Below are 16698 nucleotides of genomic sequence, written 5' to 3'. Positions count from 1 at the left end.
GGGGGTGTAGCGCGGGGCTGCTGGGCGGGGCCCCGGGGGCCCCCCCCGCCCCCCCCCCCCCCCCCCCCCCCCCCCCCCCCCCCCCCCGCCGGGCCCGGCTCCGGCACCGACACCTGACCACCCATCGCCAGGGGAGCGCATGAGCGAGAACGAGACGGTCACCCAGGTGCCCGTGCAGGAGAGCGTGGCCGACGACCGGGCCGGCGACGGCGACCTGTCGCGCCAGCTGGCCGAGCGGACCGAGGACCTGCAGCGGGTCACGGCCGAGTACGCCAACTACCGGCGGCGGGTCGACCGCGACCGCGCGCTGGTCGTCGACCAGGCTGCCGAGCGGTTCGCCGCCCAGCTGTTCCCGATCGTCGACGACATCGAGCGGGCCCGCGACCACGGTGACCTGACCGGCGCCTTCAAGGTCGTGGCCGACCGCGTCCTGGGGCTGCTCGACGGCCTGGGCGTGTCGGCCTTCGGCACCGCCGGCGACCCGTTCGACCCCGCACTGCACGAGGCGGTCCTGCACGACACGTCCGACGACGTCAGCGTGCCGACCGCCACGACGGTCCTGCGGCAGGGTTTCCGCCGCGGCGACCGGGTGCTGCGGACGGCGATGGTGGCGGTGAGCGACCCGTCCGGCGCTGCCCCGGCGGCCGGCGACGCGGCCGCCGGTGACCCGGCCGCCGAGGCCGCGCCGGGGGAGACCCCGGCCGCGGGCTGACCGGCCACCGACGAGCGACGCCGGACGCGAGGAGAGGAGGCGCCCGATGAGCACTCGGGACTTCATCGAGAAGGACTACTACAAGGCGCTGGGCGTCTCCCAGAACGCCGACGCCGCCGAGATCAAGAAGGCCTACCGGAAGCTGGCCCGGGACCTGCACCCGGACAAGAACCCGGGCAACGCCGACGCCGAGGCCCGGTTCAAGGACGTCTCCGAGGCCTACGACGTGCTCTCCGACCCCAAGCGGCGCGGCGAGTACGACGAGGCCCGGCGGCTGTTCGGCTCCGGCGGCGCCGGCGCCCGCGCCGGGTTCCCCGGCGGCTTCCCGGGGTCGGCCGGTGGCGGCCAGTCCTTCGACCTCGGCGACCTCTTCGGCGCCGCGGGCAACGCCGGGCGGGCCGGCGCCGGGGGCCTCGGCGACCTGTTCGGCAACCTCTTCGGCGGCGGCGGTGGCACGACGGCCGGATCGGCCCGGGCGCGCTCGCAGGCGGCGTCCGGGCCGGCCCGCGGCCAGGACGTCGAGACCGAGGCGACGCTGTCGTTCGACGAGGCCGTCCTGGGCGTCACCGTGCCGCTGCGGATGCAGAGCCCGGGCACCTGCCCGACCTGTGCCGGCAGCGGCGCCAAGCCGGGTACCAGCCCGCACACCTGCGAGGTGTGCGGCGGCGCCGGCGTCACCAGCCGCAGCCAGGGCGCGTTCGCGTTCTCCGAGCCCTGCCGCAACTGCCGCGGCACCGGCCAGGTCGTCGACGACCCGTGCCCCACCTGCGCGGGCAACGGCGTCACCACCCAGACCCGCACGATCACCGTGCGGATCCCCGCGGGCGTCAAGGACGGCCAGCGCATCCGGCTGGCCGGCAAGGGCGCGCCGGGACGGCGGGGTGGCCCGGCCGGTGACCTGTTCGTCGTCGTGCACGTCAGCGAGCACGAGCTGTTCGGCCGCAAGGGCGACGACCTCACCCTCACCGTGCCGATCACCTTCCCCGAGGCGGTGCTCGGCACGACGCTGACCGTGCCGTCCCTCGACGGCACCGTCACGCTCAAGGTGCCCGCGGGCACCGCCAGCGGGCGCACCCTGCGGGTGCGCGGCCGCGGCGTGCCGGGCCGCGGCCGGTCCGGCGACCTGCTGGTCACCGTCGAGGTGGCCGTTCCGCAGCGGCTCTCGGCCGAGGCCGAGCGGGCGGTCAAGACCCTCGACGCCGAGCTCGGCGACCCGCGCCCGCAGATCACCGCGGCCGTGGAGCGGGCGGGTACCGAGCGGGCCGGCGCGGGGCGGGGGAGCGCCGGGGACGGGAGCGCCCGGTGAGCGCGCCGGGCGCCGAGGAGCGCGACCGCCGCAACGGCGCGCGGGCCGTCGCCGACGACGCGCCGGTCTTCGTGATCTCCGTGGCCGCCCAGCTGGCCGGCATGCACGCCCAGACGCTGCGCCAGTACGACCGGCTGGGCCTGGTCACCCCGGGTCGCACGCCCGGCGGCGGCCGGCGCTACAGCCCCCGCGACGTCGCCCTGCTGCGCGAGGTCCAGCGGCTGTCCCAGGAGGACGGCGTCAACCTCGCCGGCATCAAGCGGATCATCGACCTCGAGTCGCAGGTCGAGGCGCTGCAGCAGCGCGTGCACGAGCTGATCGGCGAGCTGGAGGAGTCCGAGCGCCGGCGGGCGGCCTCCGACGCGGCGCTGCACGGCTCGTTCGCGGCCTCCTACAGCCGCGCCGACCTGGTGCCGATGCGGCAGGCCACCTCCGCGCTGGTCGTCTGGCGGCCCCGCGAGTCGCGGTGACCGGGAACCCGGGCGGGACCGCCGTCGTGGAGTGGGACGTGGGCAGCACCGGTGCGGAGCAGCACGAGTCCTTCGTGCGCCTCGAACGCGAGATCGGCCTGCTGCTGCGCCGGTCGCGGGCCATCTCCGCCCGGCTGGCCCGCGAGCTGCACCCCGACCTGGACGGTGCGGCCTACGGCCTGCTGGCGCTGCTCGCCGACGGCGGCCCGCTGCGCGCCAGCGACCTCGTCGCCCGGCTGGGCCTGGACAAGAGCACGGTGAGCCGGCAGGTGTCGTCGCTGGTCGCCCTGGGCATGGTCGACCGCGAGCCCGACCCGGCCGACGGGCGGGCCCAGGTGCTGCGGCCCTCGGCGGAGGGGGCGGCGCGGCTGTCCGGCATCCGCGAGGCCCGCCGCGCCCGCTGGGAGGCCGACCTGTCCGGCTGGCCGGCCGACGACGTCGCCACCCTGGGCGAGCTGCTGGCGCGGCTCAACCGGCTCGGCGAGGCCCGCGAGGCGCAGGCGGCGCCCGAGGGCTGAGCCTCACCACACGCACGACGCCCCACCACGCGCACGACGCCGACGGCGCCCGGACCATCCCGGTCCGGGCGCCGTCGTCGTGTGGTGGGCGTCTCGGTGGGCTGATCGTTGCAAACCCCAACCAATCAGACGTATGGTTGGTGTCTGCAAGTACTCCCTCGCCCCGTGAGGACCCCCATGCCCGTCTCGCCCGCCACCCGCGACCGGCTGACCGCCGGGATCGCCCGGCTGCTGCGCAGCGGCCGGCACGTCTCCACCCGCGCCGCCGACGCCGTCTACGGCGAGCTGCCCTCCTTCGGCTGGGCGCTGCTCGTCCCGCTGGAGCGCGACGGCGAGCAGCGCTGCAGCGCGCTGGCCGCCCAGGTCGGCGTCGACGTCTCGGTCGCCAGCCGCCAGGTCGCCGCCCTGGAGCGCGCCGGCCACGTGGAGCGCCGCCCCGACCCGCGCGACGGCCGGGCCAGCCTCATCCGGCTCTCGCGGTCCGGCGCCGCCGCGCTGGCACAGACCCGCGCGCTGCGCGGCGAGTGGGCCGCCGAGGCCCTCGCCGGGTGGGACGAGGACGACGCCCGCCACCTCGGCGACCTGCTCGAGCGGCTGGCCGCCGACCTCGACCGCACCGTGGCGCCGCGCACCCACGCGCGCGCCTCGTGACCGCCACCCGTCCGTCCCCCACTCGCGCCGAACCAGCCAGGAGCACCGTGACCACCACCCGCGAACCCGCCGTGACCGCACCGGCGGCGCAGGCGCCGGTCGAGCAGCAGGGCCGCATGACGCACCGGCAGATCCTCGAGGCCCTCTCGGGGATGTTGCTGGCGATGTTCGTGGCGTTCCTGTCCTCGACCGTCGTCTCCAACGCCCTCCCCACGATCATCACCGACCTGCGGGGCAGCCAGAGCCAGTACACGTGGGTGGTCACCGCCACCCTGCTCGCCTCGACGGCGTCCACGCCGATCTGGGGCAAGCTCGCCGACCTGTTCAGCAAGAAGCTGCTGATCCAGCTCTCCATCGTGGTCTTCATCGTCGGCTCGATGCTGGCCGGCCTGTCCCAGTCGGTCGGCACGCTCATCGGTTGGCGGGTGCTGCAGGGCCTGGGCCTCGGCGGCCTGCAGGCGCTGGTGCAGATCGCGATGGCCGCGATGATCAGCCCCCGCGAGCGCGGCCGGTACTCCGGCCTGCTCGGCGCCGTCATGGCCGTGGCCACCGTCGGCGGCCCGCTGCTCGGCGGCCTGCTGGTCGACACCAGCTGGCTGGGCTGGCGCTGGTGCTTCTACGTGGGCGTGCCCTTCGCCGCGGTGGCGCTGGTGCTGCTGCAGCGCACGCTGCACCTGCCGGTGACCAGGCGCCGGGTCCGCATCGACTACCTCGGCGCCACGTTCCTCACCGCCGGCGTCTCGGGGCTGCTCATCTGGGTCACCCTCGCCGGTGACCGGTTCGCGTGGGCCTCGGTCGAGACGGCGCTGTTCCTCACCGGCAGCACCCTCGCCGTCGTCGCCTTCGTTGTGACCGAGCTGCGGGCGGCCGAGCCGATCGTCCCGCTGCGGCTGTTCCGCGACCGGACGACGACCCTCGCCATCGTGGCCAGCGTCGCGATCGGTGTGGCGATGTTCGGCTCGACGGTCTTCCTCGGCCAGTACCTGCAGATCTCCCGCGGCTACTCCCCGACGGCGGCCGGCCTGCTCACCATCCCGATGGTCGGGGGGCTGCTGCTGTCCTCGACCGTCTCGGGCCTGCTCATCACCCGCTACGGCCGGTGGAAGCGGTACCTGGTCGCCGGCTCGCTGCTCGTCGTCGCCGGGTTCGGCCTGCTGTCGACCATCGACCACGAGACCGACATGGTCCTGCTCGGCGTCTTCCTCTTCGTGCTCGGCGTCGGCATCGGCATGACCATGCAGAACCTCGTGCTCGCGGTGCAGAACACCGTGGCCGCGAACGACCTGGGTGCGGCGTCGTCGGCGGTGGCGTTCTTCCGCAGCCTCGGCGGCACCATCGGCGTCTCGGTCCTCGGTGCGGTGCTCAGCAGCCGGGTGACCGACCTGATCACCGCAGGCCTGCCGCCGGAGGCGGCCGCGGCCGGCGGCGGCTCGGGCGGCGTCGGCCTGGCAGACCTCAAGGACGCCCCGCCGGCCATCCAGGAGCTCATCCGCGTCTCCTACGGCGACGCGACCGGCCGGATCTTCCTCGTCTCCGCGGTCATCGCGGTGGTCGCCGTCGTGGCCATCCTGCTGGTCCGCGAGGTCGCGCTGCGGACCGAGAGCGGCGAGGAGCGGCTGGCCCGCGAGGCCGAGCCGGTGGCCGAGGCCGCCTGACCCGGCGCCTCCACCCGACGGCGCTCACACGACGGAGGCCCGCTTCCCCACCCGGGGAGCGGGCCTCCGTCGTCCCGCCTCAGGACTCCAGCGCGGCGTCCAGGGTGATGTCGTCGACACCGGCGAGGGCCTTGCTGACCGGGCACCCGGCCTTGGCCGCCTGGGCGGCCTTCTCGAAGCCGTCGGCGTCGAGGCCCTCGACCTCGCCGCGGACGGTCAGCGCGATCCGCGTGATGTGCGGCGCGCCGTCCTTCTGGCCGAGCGTGACGTCGGCGCTGATCTCCAGGGACTGCGGATCGCCCCCGGCCTTGCCGATCTCGTTGGACAGCGCCATCGCGAAGCAGGCCGAGTGGGCCGCGGCGATCAGCTCCTCCGGGCTGGTCGTGCCGCCGGCGTCGTCGGCCGCGCGCTTGGGGAAGTTGACCTCGAACGTGCCGACCTTCGAGCTGGACAGCTCGACCTGCCCCGAGCCCTGCTCGAGGGTGCCGTTCCAGGCGGTGCGTGCGGTACGGGTGGGCATGGCTGCCTTCCGGGGGACGGGGAGCCGACGACTGCTGCCGGCCCGGACCCCGCGGCCCTACCCCGGTGGACGGCGCGCGACCCACCGGGGACCGGTCACCGACCCCGCGGGGGCTCGCTGACGCGCTGGGTGAGCACGTTGAGCGTCTGCTTGAGGTCGGAGAACTGGTCCACGTCCATCCGCAGCGCGCAGATCATGTCCTGCGAGATGGCGTAGGCCCGGTCGCGCAGCGCCCGCCCGGCGTCGGTGAGGGCGATCGCCACGGAGCGCTCGTCCTCCACCCGGCGGTGACGGGTGACCAGGCCGGCGGCGGTCAGCCGCTTGAGGAGGGGCGAGAGCGTGCCGCTGTCGAGGGCCAGCCGCTGGCCGAGCTGGCCCACGGTCTGCTGGTCCTCCTCCCACAGCAGCATCATCACCAGGTACTGCGGATAGGTGAGGCCGAGGTCCTCGAGCATCGGCCGGTACCGGGCCGTCATCGCTCGCGACGCCGCGTAGAGCGCGAAGCACAGCTGGTCGTCCAGGGCCACGCTCGGCGCGGGGAGGCGGCCCTCCACGCTCGTCTGTTCCATGTTCCGAGTGTAGGGACCAGAAGGTCGCGCGGCATGCAGTTGTGCCGGATTGGCGCCGTCACCACCGAGCGCGCACGATCCGGAGTTGAGTGGAACAGACTCAACCTCCCGGCCGTTGGACCCCTCGACACGCCGTTGCGCCGGGACCGTCCCGGCGACCCGACGAGAGGACCATCCGGACCCACCATGGAGAGCAAGCTGACCACCCGTTCGCAGGAGGCGTTCGCGGCCGCCCAGCGGCTGGCGGTCGACCGGGGGCAGGCGGCGCTGGAGCCCCTGCACCTGCTCGTCGCGCTGCTGCAGCAGACCGACGGCATCGCCGGCCCCCTGCTCAGCGCCGTGGGCGCCGACCCGGCCGACGTCCGGGCCAAGGCCGAGGCCGCCCTGCGCCGCATGCCCAGCGTCAGCGGCGCCACCGTCGCCGCGCCCTCACCCTCGCGGGAGCTGCTGCGGGTGGTCAACGCCGCCGGTGAGCAGGCCAGCGCCCTGGGCGACGAGTACGTCTCCACCGAGCACCTGCTCGTCGGGCTGGCCGGCTCCGACGGCGAGGCCGGTGCCGTGCTGACCAGCGCCGGCGCCACCCGCGACGCGCTGCTGGCCGCCTTCCGCACCGTCCGCGGCACCCGCAAGGTCACCACAGCCGACCCGGAGAGCACCTTCCAGGCGCTGGAGAAGTACGCCGTCGACCTCACCGAGCGCGCGCGGGACGGCAAGATCGACCCGGTCATCGGCCGGGACACCGAAATCCGCCGCGTCGTGCAGGTGCTCTCCCGCCGCACGAAGAACAACCCCGTCCTCATCGGCGAGCCCGGCGTCGGCAAGACCGCGATCGTCGAGGGCCTGGCGCAGCGGATCGTGGCCGGCGACGTGCCCGAGAGCCTCAAGGGCAAGCGGCTGATGGCCCTGGACCTGGCGAGCATGGTCGCCGGTGCCAAGTACCGCGGGGAGTTCGAGGAGCGGCTCAAGGCCGTCCTGCAGGAGATCGCCGAGTCCGAGGGCGAGGTCGTCACCTTCATCGACGAGCTGCACACCATCGTCGGCGCCGGGGCCACCGGCGACTCCGCCATGGACGCCGGCAACATGATCAAGCCGATGCTCGCCCGCGGCGAGCTGCGCATGGTCGGCGCCACGACCCTCGACGAGTACCGCGAGCACATCGAGAAGGACCCGGCGCTGGAGCGCCGCTTCCAGCAGGTCTTCGTCGGCGAGCCCTCGGTCGAGGACACGATCGGCATCCTGCGCGGGCTCAAGGAGCGCTACGAGGTCCACCACGGCGTGCGGATCACCGACGCCGCGATCGTCGCCGCCGCCACCCTGTCGGACCGGTACGTCACGGCTCGCTTCCTCCCCGACAAGGCGATCGACCTGGTCGACGAGGCCGCCAGCCGGCTGCGCATGGAGATCGACAGCCGGCCGGTCGAGGTCGACGAGGTCGAGCGCGCCGTGCGCCGCATGGAGATCGAGGAGATGGCGCTGGCCAAGGAGGAGGACCCCTCCTCGCAGGACCGGCTGGCGGCGCTGCGCGCCGACCTGGCCGACCGGCGCCAGCAGCTCGACGAGCTCACCGCCCGCTGGCAGCAGGACAAGTCGGCGATCGAGCGCATCCAGCGGATCAAGGAGGAGCTCGAGACCGTCCGCACCGAGGCCGAGCGCGCCGAGCGCGACGGCGCCCTGGCCCGCGCCGCCGAGCTGCGCTACGGCCGGCTGCCCGAGCTCGAGCGCTCGCTGACCGCGGCCGAGGAGTCGGTGCAGACCGGCGAGTCGATGCTCAAGGAGGAGGTCGGCCCCGACGACATCGCCGAGGTCGTCCAGGCCTGGACCGGCATCCCCGCCGGCCGGCTGCTCGAGGGCGAGACGGCGAAGCTGCTGCGGATGGAGGAGGAGCTCGGCCGGCGGGTCGTCGGCCAGCCCGACGCCGTCCGCGCGGTGTCCGACGCCGTCCGCCGCGCGCGGTCGGGCATCGCCGACCCCGACCGGCCGACCGGGTCCTTCCTGTTCCTCGGCCCCACCGGCGTCGGCAAGACCGAGCTGGCCAAGGCGCTGGCGGAGTTCCTGTTCGACGACGAGCGAGCGATGGTCCGCATCGACATGAGCGAGTACTCCGAGAAGCACTCGGTGGCCCGCCTGGTCGGGGCGCCCCCGGGCTACGTCGGCTACGAGGCCGGCGGCCAGCTCACCGAGGCGGTCCGGCGGCGGCCCTACACCGTGGTGCTGCTCGACGAGGTGGAGAAGGCGCACCCCGACGTCTTCGACGTGCTGCTGCAGGTGCTCGACGACGGCCGGCTCACCGACGGCCAGGGGCGGACGGTGGACTTCCGCAACACCATCCTGATCCTGACGTCGAACCTCGGCTCGCAGGTCATCGCGGACCAGTCGCTGCCCGAGGAGGCCCGCCGCGCGGCGGTCATGGACGTCGTCCGGTCGCACTTCAAGCCGGAGTTCCTCAACCGCCTCGACGACGTCGTCGTCTTCCGGGCGCTGGGCAGCGACGAGCTGGCCGGGATCGTCGACATCCAGGTCGGCGTGCTCGCCCGCCGGCTGGCCGCGCGCCGGCTGACGCTGACCGTCACCGACGCCGCCCGCGAGTGGCTCGCGCTCAACGGGTTCGACCCCGTCTACGGCGCCCGCCCGCTGCGGCGGCTGGTCCAGTCGGCCATCGGCGACCCGCTGGCGCGGGCGCTGCTGGCCGGCGAGATCCGCGACGGCGACGGCGTCGTCGTCGACTGGCCGGCCGACCTGGCCGGGGACGCGGCAGACACCGGGCTGACCGTCACCCGCGCCTAGAGCGAGGAGGCCGTGGCAGGGCCTCACCGGGACCCGTCGTCCTCCCCCAGGGGAGGGCGGCGGGCCCCTCGCGTGTCGGGGGTGCTGGCCGGGCACCGCCCGGTCGACCATGATCCCCGCCGAGCACCGACACGGAGGAGACGCACCGCGATGACCGCAGGACAGGGCCCGCAGGGCTGGGAGCCGCCCCCGGGCCAGCAGCCGTACGGTCAGCAGCCGTACGGCCAGGCCCCCTACGGCGGCTACGGCTCCGCGCCGGCCGCACCCGACTCGTGGGGCGCCCCGGCGCCGGTCGAGCGACCCCAGGCGGTGAAGCTCGGCGTCGGCGCGTGGCTGGCCAGCACCCTGCTCGGCGTCCTCGGCGCGATCGTCACCTTCGCCCAGTTCGACGAGCTCGTCGACCAGGCGCTGGTCGACCAGGGGCTCGACCCGGCCGACTACCAGGGCGTCAGCGACGCCACCAGCGCCGGTGTGATCACCGCCAGCGTCGTCTTCGCGCTGGTCTTCGTCGGGCTGCAGCTGCTGTTCATCTGGTTCGCCTGGCAGGGCCGCAACTGGGCGCGGATCGTGCTGTGGGTCCTGGGCGGCCTGGCCGTCCTCTCGAGTCTGGTCGGCCTGGCCGGCGGGGCCACCGGCACCAGCGGCCTGCTCACCGTGCTGTCCCTCGTGCAGACGGTGCTCGTCGTCGTCGGCATCGTCGCGCTCGCGGCCAAGCCGGCCAACGCGTGGTACCGCTACCGCGGCTGGCAGCGCGCCCGCAGCCGCTGACCGCACGGCTCCCGGGCCCGCCGACTCCCCTCCCAGGGAGGCGGCGGGCCCGTTACCGCATCGTGACCGGACGCGGTGAACCGCTCGCCGTGCCGTCCCGAACCCCGGGTGTGACCACCACCGAGCAGGCCCCCGCGCCGGCCACCGGACCGGACAGGGCCCGCCCCGCCGCCGGCCGCGGCCGGCGCCGGCTGCTCGCCGCGCTCGCCGGCCTGCTGGCCGCCGCCGTCGCCCTCGGCGTCGCCGAGCTCGTGGCCGGCCTCGTCGGGCCGACGTCCTCGCCGGTCGTCGCGGTCGGCGACACGGTCATCACACTGGTCCCCGAGCCGGTCAAGCAGTTCGCCGTCAGCACCTTCGGTGAGGACGACAAGGTCGCCCTCGTCGTCGGCACGCTGGTGCTCGTCGCCGTGTACGCGCTGCTCGTCGGCGTGGTCGCGCTGCGCTCGCGCGCCGCCGGGATCGCCGGGATCGCGCTGTTCGGGGCCATCGGCGCCCTCGCCGCGGTCAGCCGTCCGTCCGGGGCCCTGCTCGACGCGCTGCCCTCGGCGGGAGGCGCGCTCGCCGGGACCGTCGCCCTCCTGCTGCTTCTCGCCCCCCTGACCGTGCCGGGCGGGGAGCGGGCCGCTCCCGACGACGCCGTCCTCGAGCGGCTGCGCGGCGCCCTCGCCATGGCCGACCGCAAGGGCGCCGGCATGGACCGCCGCCGCTTCGTCGTCACCGGCGGTGTCACGCTCGCCGCGGCCGCGGTCACCGGCGGCGGCGGCCGGTTGCTGCGGCGCCGCTTCGACGTGAGCACCGACCGCGGCGGCCTGGTCCTGCCCACGGCGTCGTCCCCGGCACCGGCCCTGCCCCCCGGCGCGGACCTCGCCGAGCGCGTCGACGGTCTCACCCCGCTGTTCACCGCCAACCGCGACTTCTACCGGGTCGACACCGCGATCACCGTCCCGCAGATCCGGCCGGCCGACTACCGGCTGACCCTCACCGGGATGTTCGACGCGCCGCGCAGCTACACGCTGGCCGACCTCTTCGACCGCGACGACGTCGTCGAGCGCGACGTCACGCTCACCTGCGTCTCCAACGAGGTCGGCGGCGGCCTCGCCGGCACCGCCCGCTGGACCGGCGTCCCGCTGGGCGCCCTGCTCCGCGAGAACGGCGTCTCCGCCGACTCCGACCAGCTCGTCTGCCGCTCCTCCGACGGGATGACCATCGGCACCCCGACCCGTGCGGCCCTCGACGTCGAGAACGCGATGCTGGCCTTCGGGATGAACGGCGAGCCGCTGCCGGTCGAGCACGGCTTCCCCGTCCGGATGGTCGTCCCAGGCCTGTACGGCTACGTCTCGGCCTGCAAGTGGCTGACCTCGATCGAGGCCACCACGTTCGACGCCTTCGACGCCTACTGGGTGGAGCGCGACTGGGCCGCGCAGGGGCCCGTCAAGGTGGCCTCGCGCATCGACACCCCCGCCCCGCTGCGCCCGTTCCCCGCCGGCCGCCGGCCGATCGCCGGGGTGGCCTGGGCCCAGGGGCGCGGCATCGCCCGCGTCGAGGTCCGGGTCGACGACGGCGAGTGGCGCGAGGCCGAGCTCGCCCCGCAGGCCGGCGTCGACGTGTGGCGGCAGTGGGTGCTGCCCCACGACTTCGCCCCCGGCTCCTACCAGCTCACCGTCCGGGCCACCACGGCCGACGGCGAGGTGCAGACCGAGGAGCGCGCCCGGCCCTTCCCCGACGGGGCCAGCGGCCTGCACTCCACCCGGGTGATCGCGAGGTAGCGGTCCCCGCCCGGCTGGCCCCCGCCGGCCGGGCAGTACACCCCCCGAGCCCGTCTCGGCCACCTGCGCCGCAGACGCCTCTCCCGACCCCTCGAACGGGTCGGGAGGGACCACCGCGGGGACCACCCGGTCCCCGGACGGACGAGCACGACGACCGAGGAGCATCCCGACCGTGACGAAGAACAGCCTGACCCGCGGCCTCCTGCTGGCCACCGCCTCCACCCTCGCCGTCACCCTGAGCGCCTGCAGCTCCGACGACGCCGGCGCCACCGACAGCTCGGACCCCGACGCCGGCAGCTCGTCGTCCTCCGCGGACTCGATGGGGAGCTCGGACGCGGCGGAGAGCAGCAGCCCGGCGGCCGAGCCCGCCACGGACGAGCCCTTCGGCGCCGCCTGCTCCTCGGTCCCGGCCGACGGCGAGGGCAGCTTCGCCGGCATGACCGACGACCCGGTCGCCACCGCCGCCAGCAACAACCCGGTGCTGACCACGCTGGTGCAGGCGGTGACGCAGGCCAACCTGGTCGACACGCTGAACACCACGCCGGACATCACCGTCATCGCCCCGGCCAACCCGGCGTTCGAGGCGATCCCGCAGGACCAGCTGCAGGCGGTGCTGGCCGACAACGCGCAGCTGACCCAGATCCTCACCCACCACGTCATCCCGGGCCGGCTCTCCCCGGACCAGCTGGCCGGCACGCACACCACCGTCGCCGGTGACGAGGTCACCATCGAGGGCTCCGGCGAGGCGTTCACGGTCGCGCAGACCGTCACCGGCACCCCGGCGAACGTCGTCTGCGGCAACGTGCAGACGGCGAACGCGACCGTCTACATCGTCGACCAGGTGCTGGCCCCCACCGCCTGACGGAGCCCCGCACCCCAGCCCCGGCCGGTCCGGCTCCCACGGGGGGAGCCGGGCCGGCCGGCTGCGTAGGGTCGCTGTCCATGCAGCAGCACCCCGACCGCGACCGCCTGCGCGAGCTGGTCGTCGACCTGGCCGTCGTCCGCGGGCGCGTCACGCTGTCCTCGGGGCGGGAGGCTGACTGGTACGTCGACATGCGCCGGCTGACCCTCCACCACGAGGGCGCCCCGCTGGTCGGCCGCGTGATGCGCCAGCTCACCGGCGACCTGCGCTACGACGTCGTCGGCGGGCTCACCCTGGGCGCCGACCCGGTGGCGACGGCGATGCTGCACGCCGCGGCCGCCGGCGAGGGCTTCCTCGACGCGTGCGTGGTCCGCAAGAGCGGCAAGGCGCACGGGCTGCAGCGCCGGATCGAGGGCCCCGACGTCGAGGGGCGGACGGTGCTCGTCGTCGAGGACGTCTCCACCACCGGCAGCAGCCCGCTGGCCGCGGTCGAGGCGCTGCAGGAGGCCGGCGCCGAGGTGATCGCCGTCGCCGTGGTGGTCGACCGCGGCGGGCGGGCCGCCGTCGAGGCCGCGGGGCTGGAGTACCGCGCCGCGTTCGAGCTCGCCGACCTCGGCCTGGACTGACCCGGCGTCCTCCCGCACCGCAGCACGTCCTCCCGCACCGCAGCGCGTCCTCCCGCACCGCAGCGCGTCCTCCCGCACCGCCCACCGTGAGGGAGGACGCCCGACGATCAGGTCACCTGATCCCGGCACCGCCCGCCGTACCGTGTGAGCGTGACCACACTCGCCACCGCCTGGGTCGACGAGCTCACCGCGGCCCTGGGTGCCGACGGCGTCCGCACCGACCCCGACGTCACCGCCGCCTACGCCCGCGACCAGGCGATGCTCGCCGAGGCCGGCACGCCCGCCGCCGTCGTCTTCCCGCGGAACACGCAGGAGGTCGCCGCGGTCATGCGGATCGCCTCCCGGCACGGCGTCCCGGTGGTCCCGCGCGGTGCCGGCTCGGGACTGGCCGGGGCGAGCAACGCCGTCGACGGCGCGGTGACCATGGTGATGACCCGCATGGACGCCGTCCTGGAGGTCTCGCCCGCCGACCGCCTCGCCGTCGTGCAGCCCGGCGTGGTCAACAAGGCGCTGCGCGATGCCGTCGCCGGGTCCGGGCTGTTCTATCCCCCCGACCCGTCGAGCTACGACTGGTGCACGATCGGCGGCAACCTGTCCACCAACTCCGGCGGTCTGTGCTGCGTCAAGTACGGCGTGACCACCGACTACGTGCTCGGCCTGGAGGTCGTGCTCGCCGACGGGCAGGTGCTGCGCACCGGACGGCGCACCGTGAAGGGCGTCGCCGGCTACGACCTGGCCCGGCTGTTCGTCGGCTCCGAGGGCACGCTCGGCGTCATCACCGAGGCCACGCTGGCGCTGCGGCCGGCACCGCAGCGGCCGGTGACGCTGGTGGCCACCTTCGCCACCACCGCGCAGACCGGCGAGGTCGTCGAGCGGGTGGTCACCTCCGGGCTGGTGCCGAGCCTGCTGGAGGTCATGGACAACACCTGCATCTGCGCCGTCGACGACCTGCTGCACGCCGACCTCGACCGCGACGCGCACGCGCTGCTGGTCGCCCAGTCCGACAGCGGGGGAGCGGCCGCGCTCGCCGAGATCGAGGCGCTGGCGGGGCTGTGCCGCGAGGCCGGGGCCGACCTGGTGCACACCACCGACGACCCGGCCGAGGGTGACCTGCTGCTCGCCGCCCGCCGCATGGCGCTACCCGCGCTCGAGCAGCTGGGCACCACCCTCATCGACGACGTCGCCGTCCCCCGCTCGCACATCGCGGCGTTCCTCGACGGCTGCGACGCGATCGCCGTCGCCCGCGGGCTGACCATCGGCGTCGTCGGGCACGCCGGCGACGGCAACATGCACCCGACCATCTGCTTCGACCCGGCCGACCCCGACCAGCGCACCCGGGCCTTCGCCGCCTTCGACGACATCCTCGAGCTCGGGCTGGGGCTGGGCGGCACGGTGACCGGCGAGCACGGCATCGGGTCGCTCAAGGTCGGGTGGCTCGAGCGGGAGGTCGGCGCGGTCTCCCTCGACGTGCACCGGCGCATCAAGGACGCCCTCGACCCGGCCGGGCTGCTCAACCCGGGGAAGGTGCTGCGCCGGCGGGCCTGAGACGGGGGCCTGTCCGGCGTGCGGCGGGCACGGGATACTGACCGCGACCCGCGTCGATCGACAGGAGTGCCCGGATGCCCATCGCGACCCCCGAGGTCTACGCCGACATGATCAGCCGGGCGAAGGAGGGCGGCTTCGCCTACCCGGCGATCAACTGCACCTCGTCCGAGACCGTCAACGCCGCGCTGCGCGGCTTCGCCGACGCCGGCAGCGACGGGATCATCCAGTTCTCCACCGGCGGCGCCGAGTTCGGCTCGGGCACCCGGGTCAAGGACATGGTCACCGGCGCGGTGGCGCTCGCCGAGTTCGCCCACGTCGTCGCCGAGAAGTACCCGGTCAACGTGGCGCTGCACACCGACCACTGCCCCAAGGACAAGCTCGACTCCTACGTCCGGCCGCTCATCGCGCTGTCGAAGGACCGGGTCGACGCCGGGCAGGCGCCGCTGTTCCAGTCGCACATGTGGGACGGCTCGGCGATCGACCTGGAGGAGAACCTGCAGATCGCCGAGGAGCTCATCGACAAGTGCGCCGCGGCGAAGATCGTCCTCGAGCTCGAGATCGGCGTCGTCGGCGGTGAGGAGGACGGCGTCGCCCACGACATCAACGAGAAGCTCTACACCGCCCCCGGCGACTTCGTGGCCACCGCCAAGGCGCTCGGCCTCGGTGAGCGCGGCGTCTACCTGCTCGCGGCCACCTTCGGCAACGTCCACGGCGTCTACAAGCCGGGCAACGTCAAGCTGCGGCCGGAGATCCTCCAGCAGGGCCAGGAGGTCGTGTCGCAGGAGCTCGGCCTGCCCGAGGGCAGCAAGCCGTTCAACTTCGTCTTCCACGGCGGCTCGGGCTCGCTGCAGTCGGAGATCCGCGAGGCGCTGTCCTACGGCGTGGTGAAGATGAACGTCGACACCGACACCCAGTACGCCTTCACCCGCCCCATCGTGGGGCACATGTTCGGCAACTACGACGGCGTGCTCAAGGTCGACGGCGAGGTCGGCAACAAGAAGGCCTACGACCCGCGCTCCTACATGAAGCTGGCCGAGACCGGCATGGCCGCCCGCGTCGTCGAGGCGTGCGAGGACCTGCTGTCGGCCGGCCAGTCGCCGAGCGCCTGACCCATGACCCACTCCCACCAGAACCTGCTCGGCGAGCCGCCGGCCACGCTCCTGCCCGGCAACCCGGAGGCGGAGGCGGAGCTCGCCGCGGGCGACCCGCCGGCCGAGGTCGCCGCGCACCACCCCACGGCGAGCGCGGCGTGGGCCGCGCTGGCGGAGGCGGCGATCGACCGTCCCGAGCGGGCGCTCCCCGACACCGTCGAGGCCTACGCCTACGCCCGCACCGGCTACCACCGCGGGCTGGACGCGCTGCGCCGCAACGGCTGGCGGGGCCACGGCCCGGTGCCGTGGTCGCACGAGCCCAACCGGGGCTTCCTGCGCTGCGTCATCGTGCTGGCGCGGGCGGCCGAGGCGATCGGCGAGGTCGACGAGCAGGAGCGCTGCACCCAGCTGCTGCGCGACTGCGACCCCAGCCTCGCGCCCTGACCGACCCCGCCCGGCGGCCCCGTGGTGCCGGGGGACGTGACCCGGCGTCACCGGAACGGGGGACGTCCGGCGGACGTCGTGCGCTCACCAGGCGGAACGCCCGGTCCGGGAGCACACTCCGTGACCTCAGCGTCCGTCCGGGACGCGCCTCTCGGGAGGTGGCACGTGGCCACACTGCTCTGGATCCTGGCCGTCGTCCTCGTCATCGCCGGCGTCCTGGCGATCGTCCGCGGGCAACTGCTGTGGGGCATCGTCCTGATCGTCGTCGGCCTGCTCGTGGGCCCCGGAGGCGTCAGCGTCTTCACCTGATCGCCTGCCCCCGACCTCCGTGGCCGGGGGGGGGCGTGGCCGGGGGGGTCCGGGGGCCGCGCGCCGGGCGGCGCGGCGGGCGGCCCGGGGGGACGGGCGGGG

Annotated in this window: 17 protein-coding genes; 15 read left to right on the top strand and 2 right to left on the bottom strand. The window is 74.9% G+C overall.

The features are described 5' to 3' along the window. The first annotated feature begins 139 nt into the window (after positions 1 to 139). The 6 genes from grpE to ACI780_RS23930 all read left to right on the top strand — a co-directional run bounded on the left by grpE (position 140) and on the right by ACI780_RS23930 (position 5312). Positions 140 to 712, top strand: coding sequence for a nucleotide exchange factor GrpE (gene grpE / locus ACI780_RS23955; protein WP_456869980.1), 573 nt, complete (start codon positions 140 to 142; stop codon positions 710 to 712). A gap of 46 nt (positions 713 to 758) precedes the next feature. Next, a complete protein-coding gene (dnaJ, locus tag ACI780_RS23950) occupies positions 759 to 2018 on the top strand; it encodes a molecular chaperone DnaJ (RefSeq protein WP_457006013.1) in 1260 nt (419 codons plus the stop codon). Continuing rightward, the gene (locus ACI780_RS23945; protein WP_457006012.1) at positions 2015 to 2488 is read left to right on the top strand and encodes a heat shock protein transcriptional repressor HspR; all 474 of its coding nucleotides are present in this window, start codon (positions 2015 to 2017) and stop codon (positions 2486 to 2488) included. Before dnaJ ends, ACI780_RS23945 begins: the two co-directional genes overlap by 4 nt. After that, entirely contained in the window at positions 2485 to 3006 is a 522-nt protein-coding gene (locus ACI780_RS23940; protein ID WP_456869983.1) for a MarR family winged helix-turn-helix transcriptional regulator, read from the top strand. Before ACI780_RS23945 ends, ACI780_RS23940 begins: the two co-directional genes overlap by 4 nt. Positions 3007 to 3183: 177 nt before the next feature. Continuing rightward, positions 3184 to 3657, top strand: a complete 474-nt coding sequence (locus tag ACI780_RS23935; protein WP_456869984.1) for a MarR family winged helix-turn-helix transcriptional regulator — start codon at positions 3184 to 3186, stop codon at positions 3655 to 3657. A gap of 47 nt (positions 3658 to 3704) precedes the next feature. Beyond that, positions 3705 to 5312, top strand: a complete 1608-nt coding sequence (locus ACI780_RS23930; protein ID WP_457006011.1) for an MFS transporter — start codon at positions 3705 to 3707, stop codon at positions 5310 to 5312. Between the two features lie 79 nt (positions 5313 to 5391). Here ACI780_RS23930 and ACI780_RS23925 read toward each other — a convergent pair whose 3' ends face one another. Then, the gene (locus tag ACI780_RS23925; protein ID WP_456869986.1) at positions 5392 to 5832 is read right to left on the bottom strand and encodes an OsmC family peroxiredoxin; all 441 of its coding nucleotides are present in this window, start codon (positions 5830 to 5832) and stop codon (positions 5392 to 5394) included. A 95-nt stretch (positions 5833 to 5927) separates the two neighbouring features. Continuing rightward, the gene (locus ACI780_RS23920; RefSeq protein WP_456869987.1) at positions 5928 to 6401 is read right to left on the bottom strand and encodes a MarR family winged helix-turn-helix transcriptional regulator; all 474 of its coding nucleotides are present in this window, start codon (positions 6399 to 6401) and stop codon (positions 5928 to 5930) included. 186 nt (positions 6402 to 6587) lie between these two features. Here ACI780_RS23920 and clpB point away from each other — a divergent pair, with 186 nt between their 5' ends. The 9 genes from clpB to ACI780_RS23875 all read left to right on the top strand — a co-directional run bounded on the left by clpB (position 6588) and on the right by ACI780_RS23875 (position 16596). Beyond that, positions 6588 to 9185, top strand: a complete 2598-nt coding sequence (gene clpB, locus ACI780_RS23915) for an ATP-dependent chaperone ClpB (RefSeq protein WP_457006010.1) — start codon at positions 6588 to 6590, stop codon at positions 9183 to 9185. A gap of 150 nt (positions 9186 to 9335) precedes the next feature. Beyond that, positions 9336 to 9953, top strand: coding sequence for a hypothetical protein (locus tag ACI780_RS23910; RefSeq protein WP_457006009.1), 618 nt, complete (start codon positions 9336 to 9338; stop codon positions 9951 to 9953). 110 nt (positions 9954 to 10063) lie between these two features. Beyond that, positions 10064 to 11719 (top strand): molybdopterin-dependent oxidoreductase, encoded by a 1656-nt coding sequence (locus ACI780_RS23905; RefSeq protein WP_456869990.1) that lies wholly within the window; start codon positions 10064 to 10066, stop codon positions 11717 to 11719. Positions 11720 to 11891: 172 nt separating this feature from the next. Next, the gene (locus ACI780_RS23900) at positions 11892 to 12581 is read left to right on the top strand and encodes a fasciclin domain-containing protein (protein ID WP_456869991.1); all 690 of its coding nucleotides are present in this window, start codon (positions 11892 to 11894) and stop codon (positions 12579 to 12581) included. An 80-nt stretch (positions 12582 to 12661) separates the two neighbouring features. Further along, positions 12662 to 13207 carry an orotate phosphoribosyltransferase gene (gene pyrE, locus ACI780_RS23895; protein ID WP_456869992.1) on the top strand — a complete coding sequence of 182 codons (546 nt, stop codon included), beginning with the start codon at positions 12662 to 12664 and terminating at the stop codon, positions 13205 to 13207. A 150-nt stretch (positions 13208 to 13357) separates the two neighbouring features. Beyond that, positions 13358 to 14752 carry an FAD-binding oxidoreductase gene (locus ACI780_RS23890; protein WP_457006008.1) on the top strand — a complete coding sequence of 465 codons (1395 nt, stop codon included), beginning with the start codon at positions 13358 to 13360 and terminating at the stop codon, positions 14750 to 14752. A gap of 74 nt (positions 14753 to 14826) precedes the next feature. Then, entirely contained in the window at positions 14827 to 15861 is a 1035-nt protein-coding gene (gene fbaA / locus ACI780_RS23885; RefSeq protein ID WP_456869994.1) for a class II fructose-bisphosphate aldolase, read from the top strand. A 3-nt stretch (positions 15862 to 15864) separates the two neighbouring features. Next, on the top strand, positions 15865 to 16287 hold the full coding sequence (locus ACI780_RS23880; protein WP_457006007.1) for a DUF3151 domain-containing protein: 423 nt from the start codon (positions 15865 to 15867) through the stop codon (positions 16285 to 16287). 165 nt (positions 16288 to 16452) lie between these two features. Beyond that, on the top strand, positions 16453 to 16596 hold the full coding sequence (locus tag ACI780_RS23875) for a GPGG-motif small membrane protein (protein WP_176449825.1): 144 nt from the start codon (positions 16453 to 16455) through the stop codon (positions 16594 to 16596). The last annotated feature ends 102 nt before the right edge of the window (positions 16597 to 16698 follow it).

Source organism: Geodermatophilus sp. SYSU D00814, from assembly GCF_054050055.1.
This window is presented reverse-complemented; position numbering and strand designations above follow the sequence as displayed.

Excerpts from the sequence above, each read along its gene's own strand:
- ACI780_RS23920 (WP_456869987.1), bottom strand. The coding sequence starts at position 6,401 with ATGGAACAGACGAGCGTGGAGGGCCGCCTCCCCGCGCCGAGCGTGGCC.
- ACI780_RS23910 (WP_457006009.1), top strand. The coding sequence starts at position 9,336 with ATGACCGCAGGACAGGGCCCGCAGGGCTGGGAGCCGCCCCCGGGCCAG.
- ACI780_RS23925 (WP_456869986.1), bottom strand. The coding sequence starts at position 5,832 with ATGCCCACCCGTACCGCACGCACCGCCTGGAACGGCACCCTCGAGCAG.
- dnaJ (WP_457006013.1), top strand. The coding sequence starts at position 759 with ATGAGCACTCGGGACTTCATCGAGAAGGACTACTACAAGGCGCTGGGC.
- pyrE (WP_456869992.1), top strand. The coding sequence starts at position 12,662 with ATGCAGCAGCACCCCGACCGCGACCGCCTGCGCGAGCTGGTCGTCGAC.
- ACI780_RS23880 (WP_457006007.1), top strand. The coding sequence starts at position 15,865 with ATGACCCACTCCCACCAGAACCTGCTCGGCGAGCCGCCGGCCACGCTC.
- clpB (WP_457006010.1), top strand. The coding sequence starts at position 6,588 with ATGGAGAGCAAGCTGACCACCCGTTCGCAGGAGGCGTTCGCGGCCGCC.
- fbaA (WP_456869994.1), top strand. The coding sequence starts at position 14,827 with ATGCCCATCGCGACCCCCGAGGTCTACGCCGACATGATCAGCCGGGCG.
- ACI780_RS23935 (WP_456869984.1), top strand. The coding sequence starts at position 3,184 with ATGCCCGTCTCGCCCGCCACCCGCGACCGGCTGACCGCCGGGATCGCC.
- grpE (WP_456869980.1), top strand. The coding sequence starts at position 140 with ATGAGCGAGAACGAGACGGTCACCCAGGTGCCCGTGCAGGAGAGCGTG.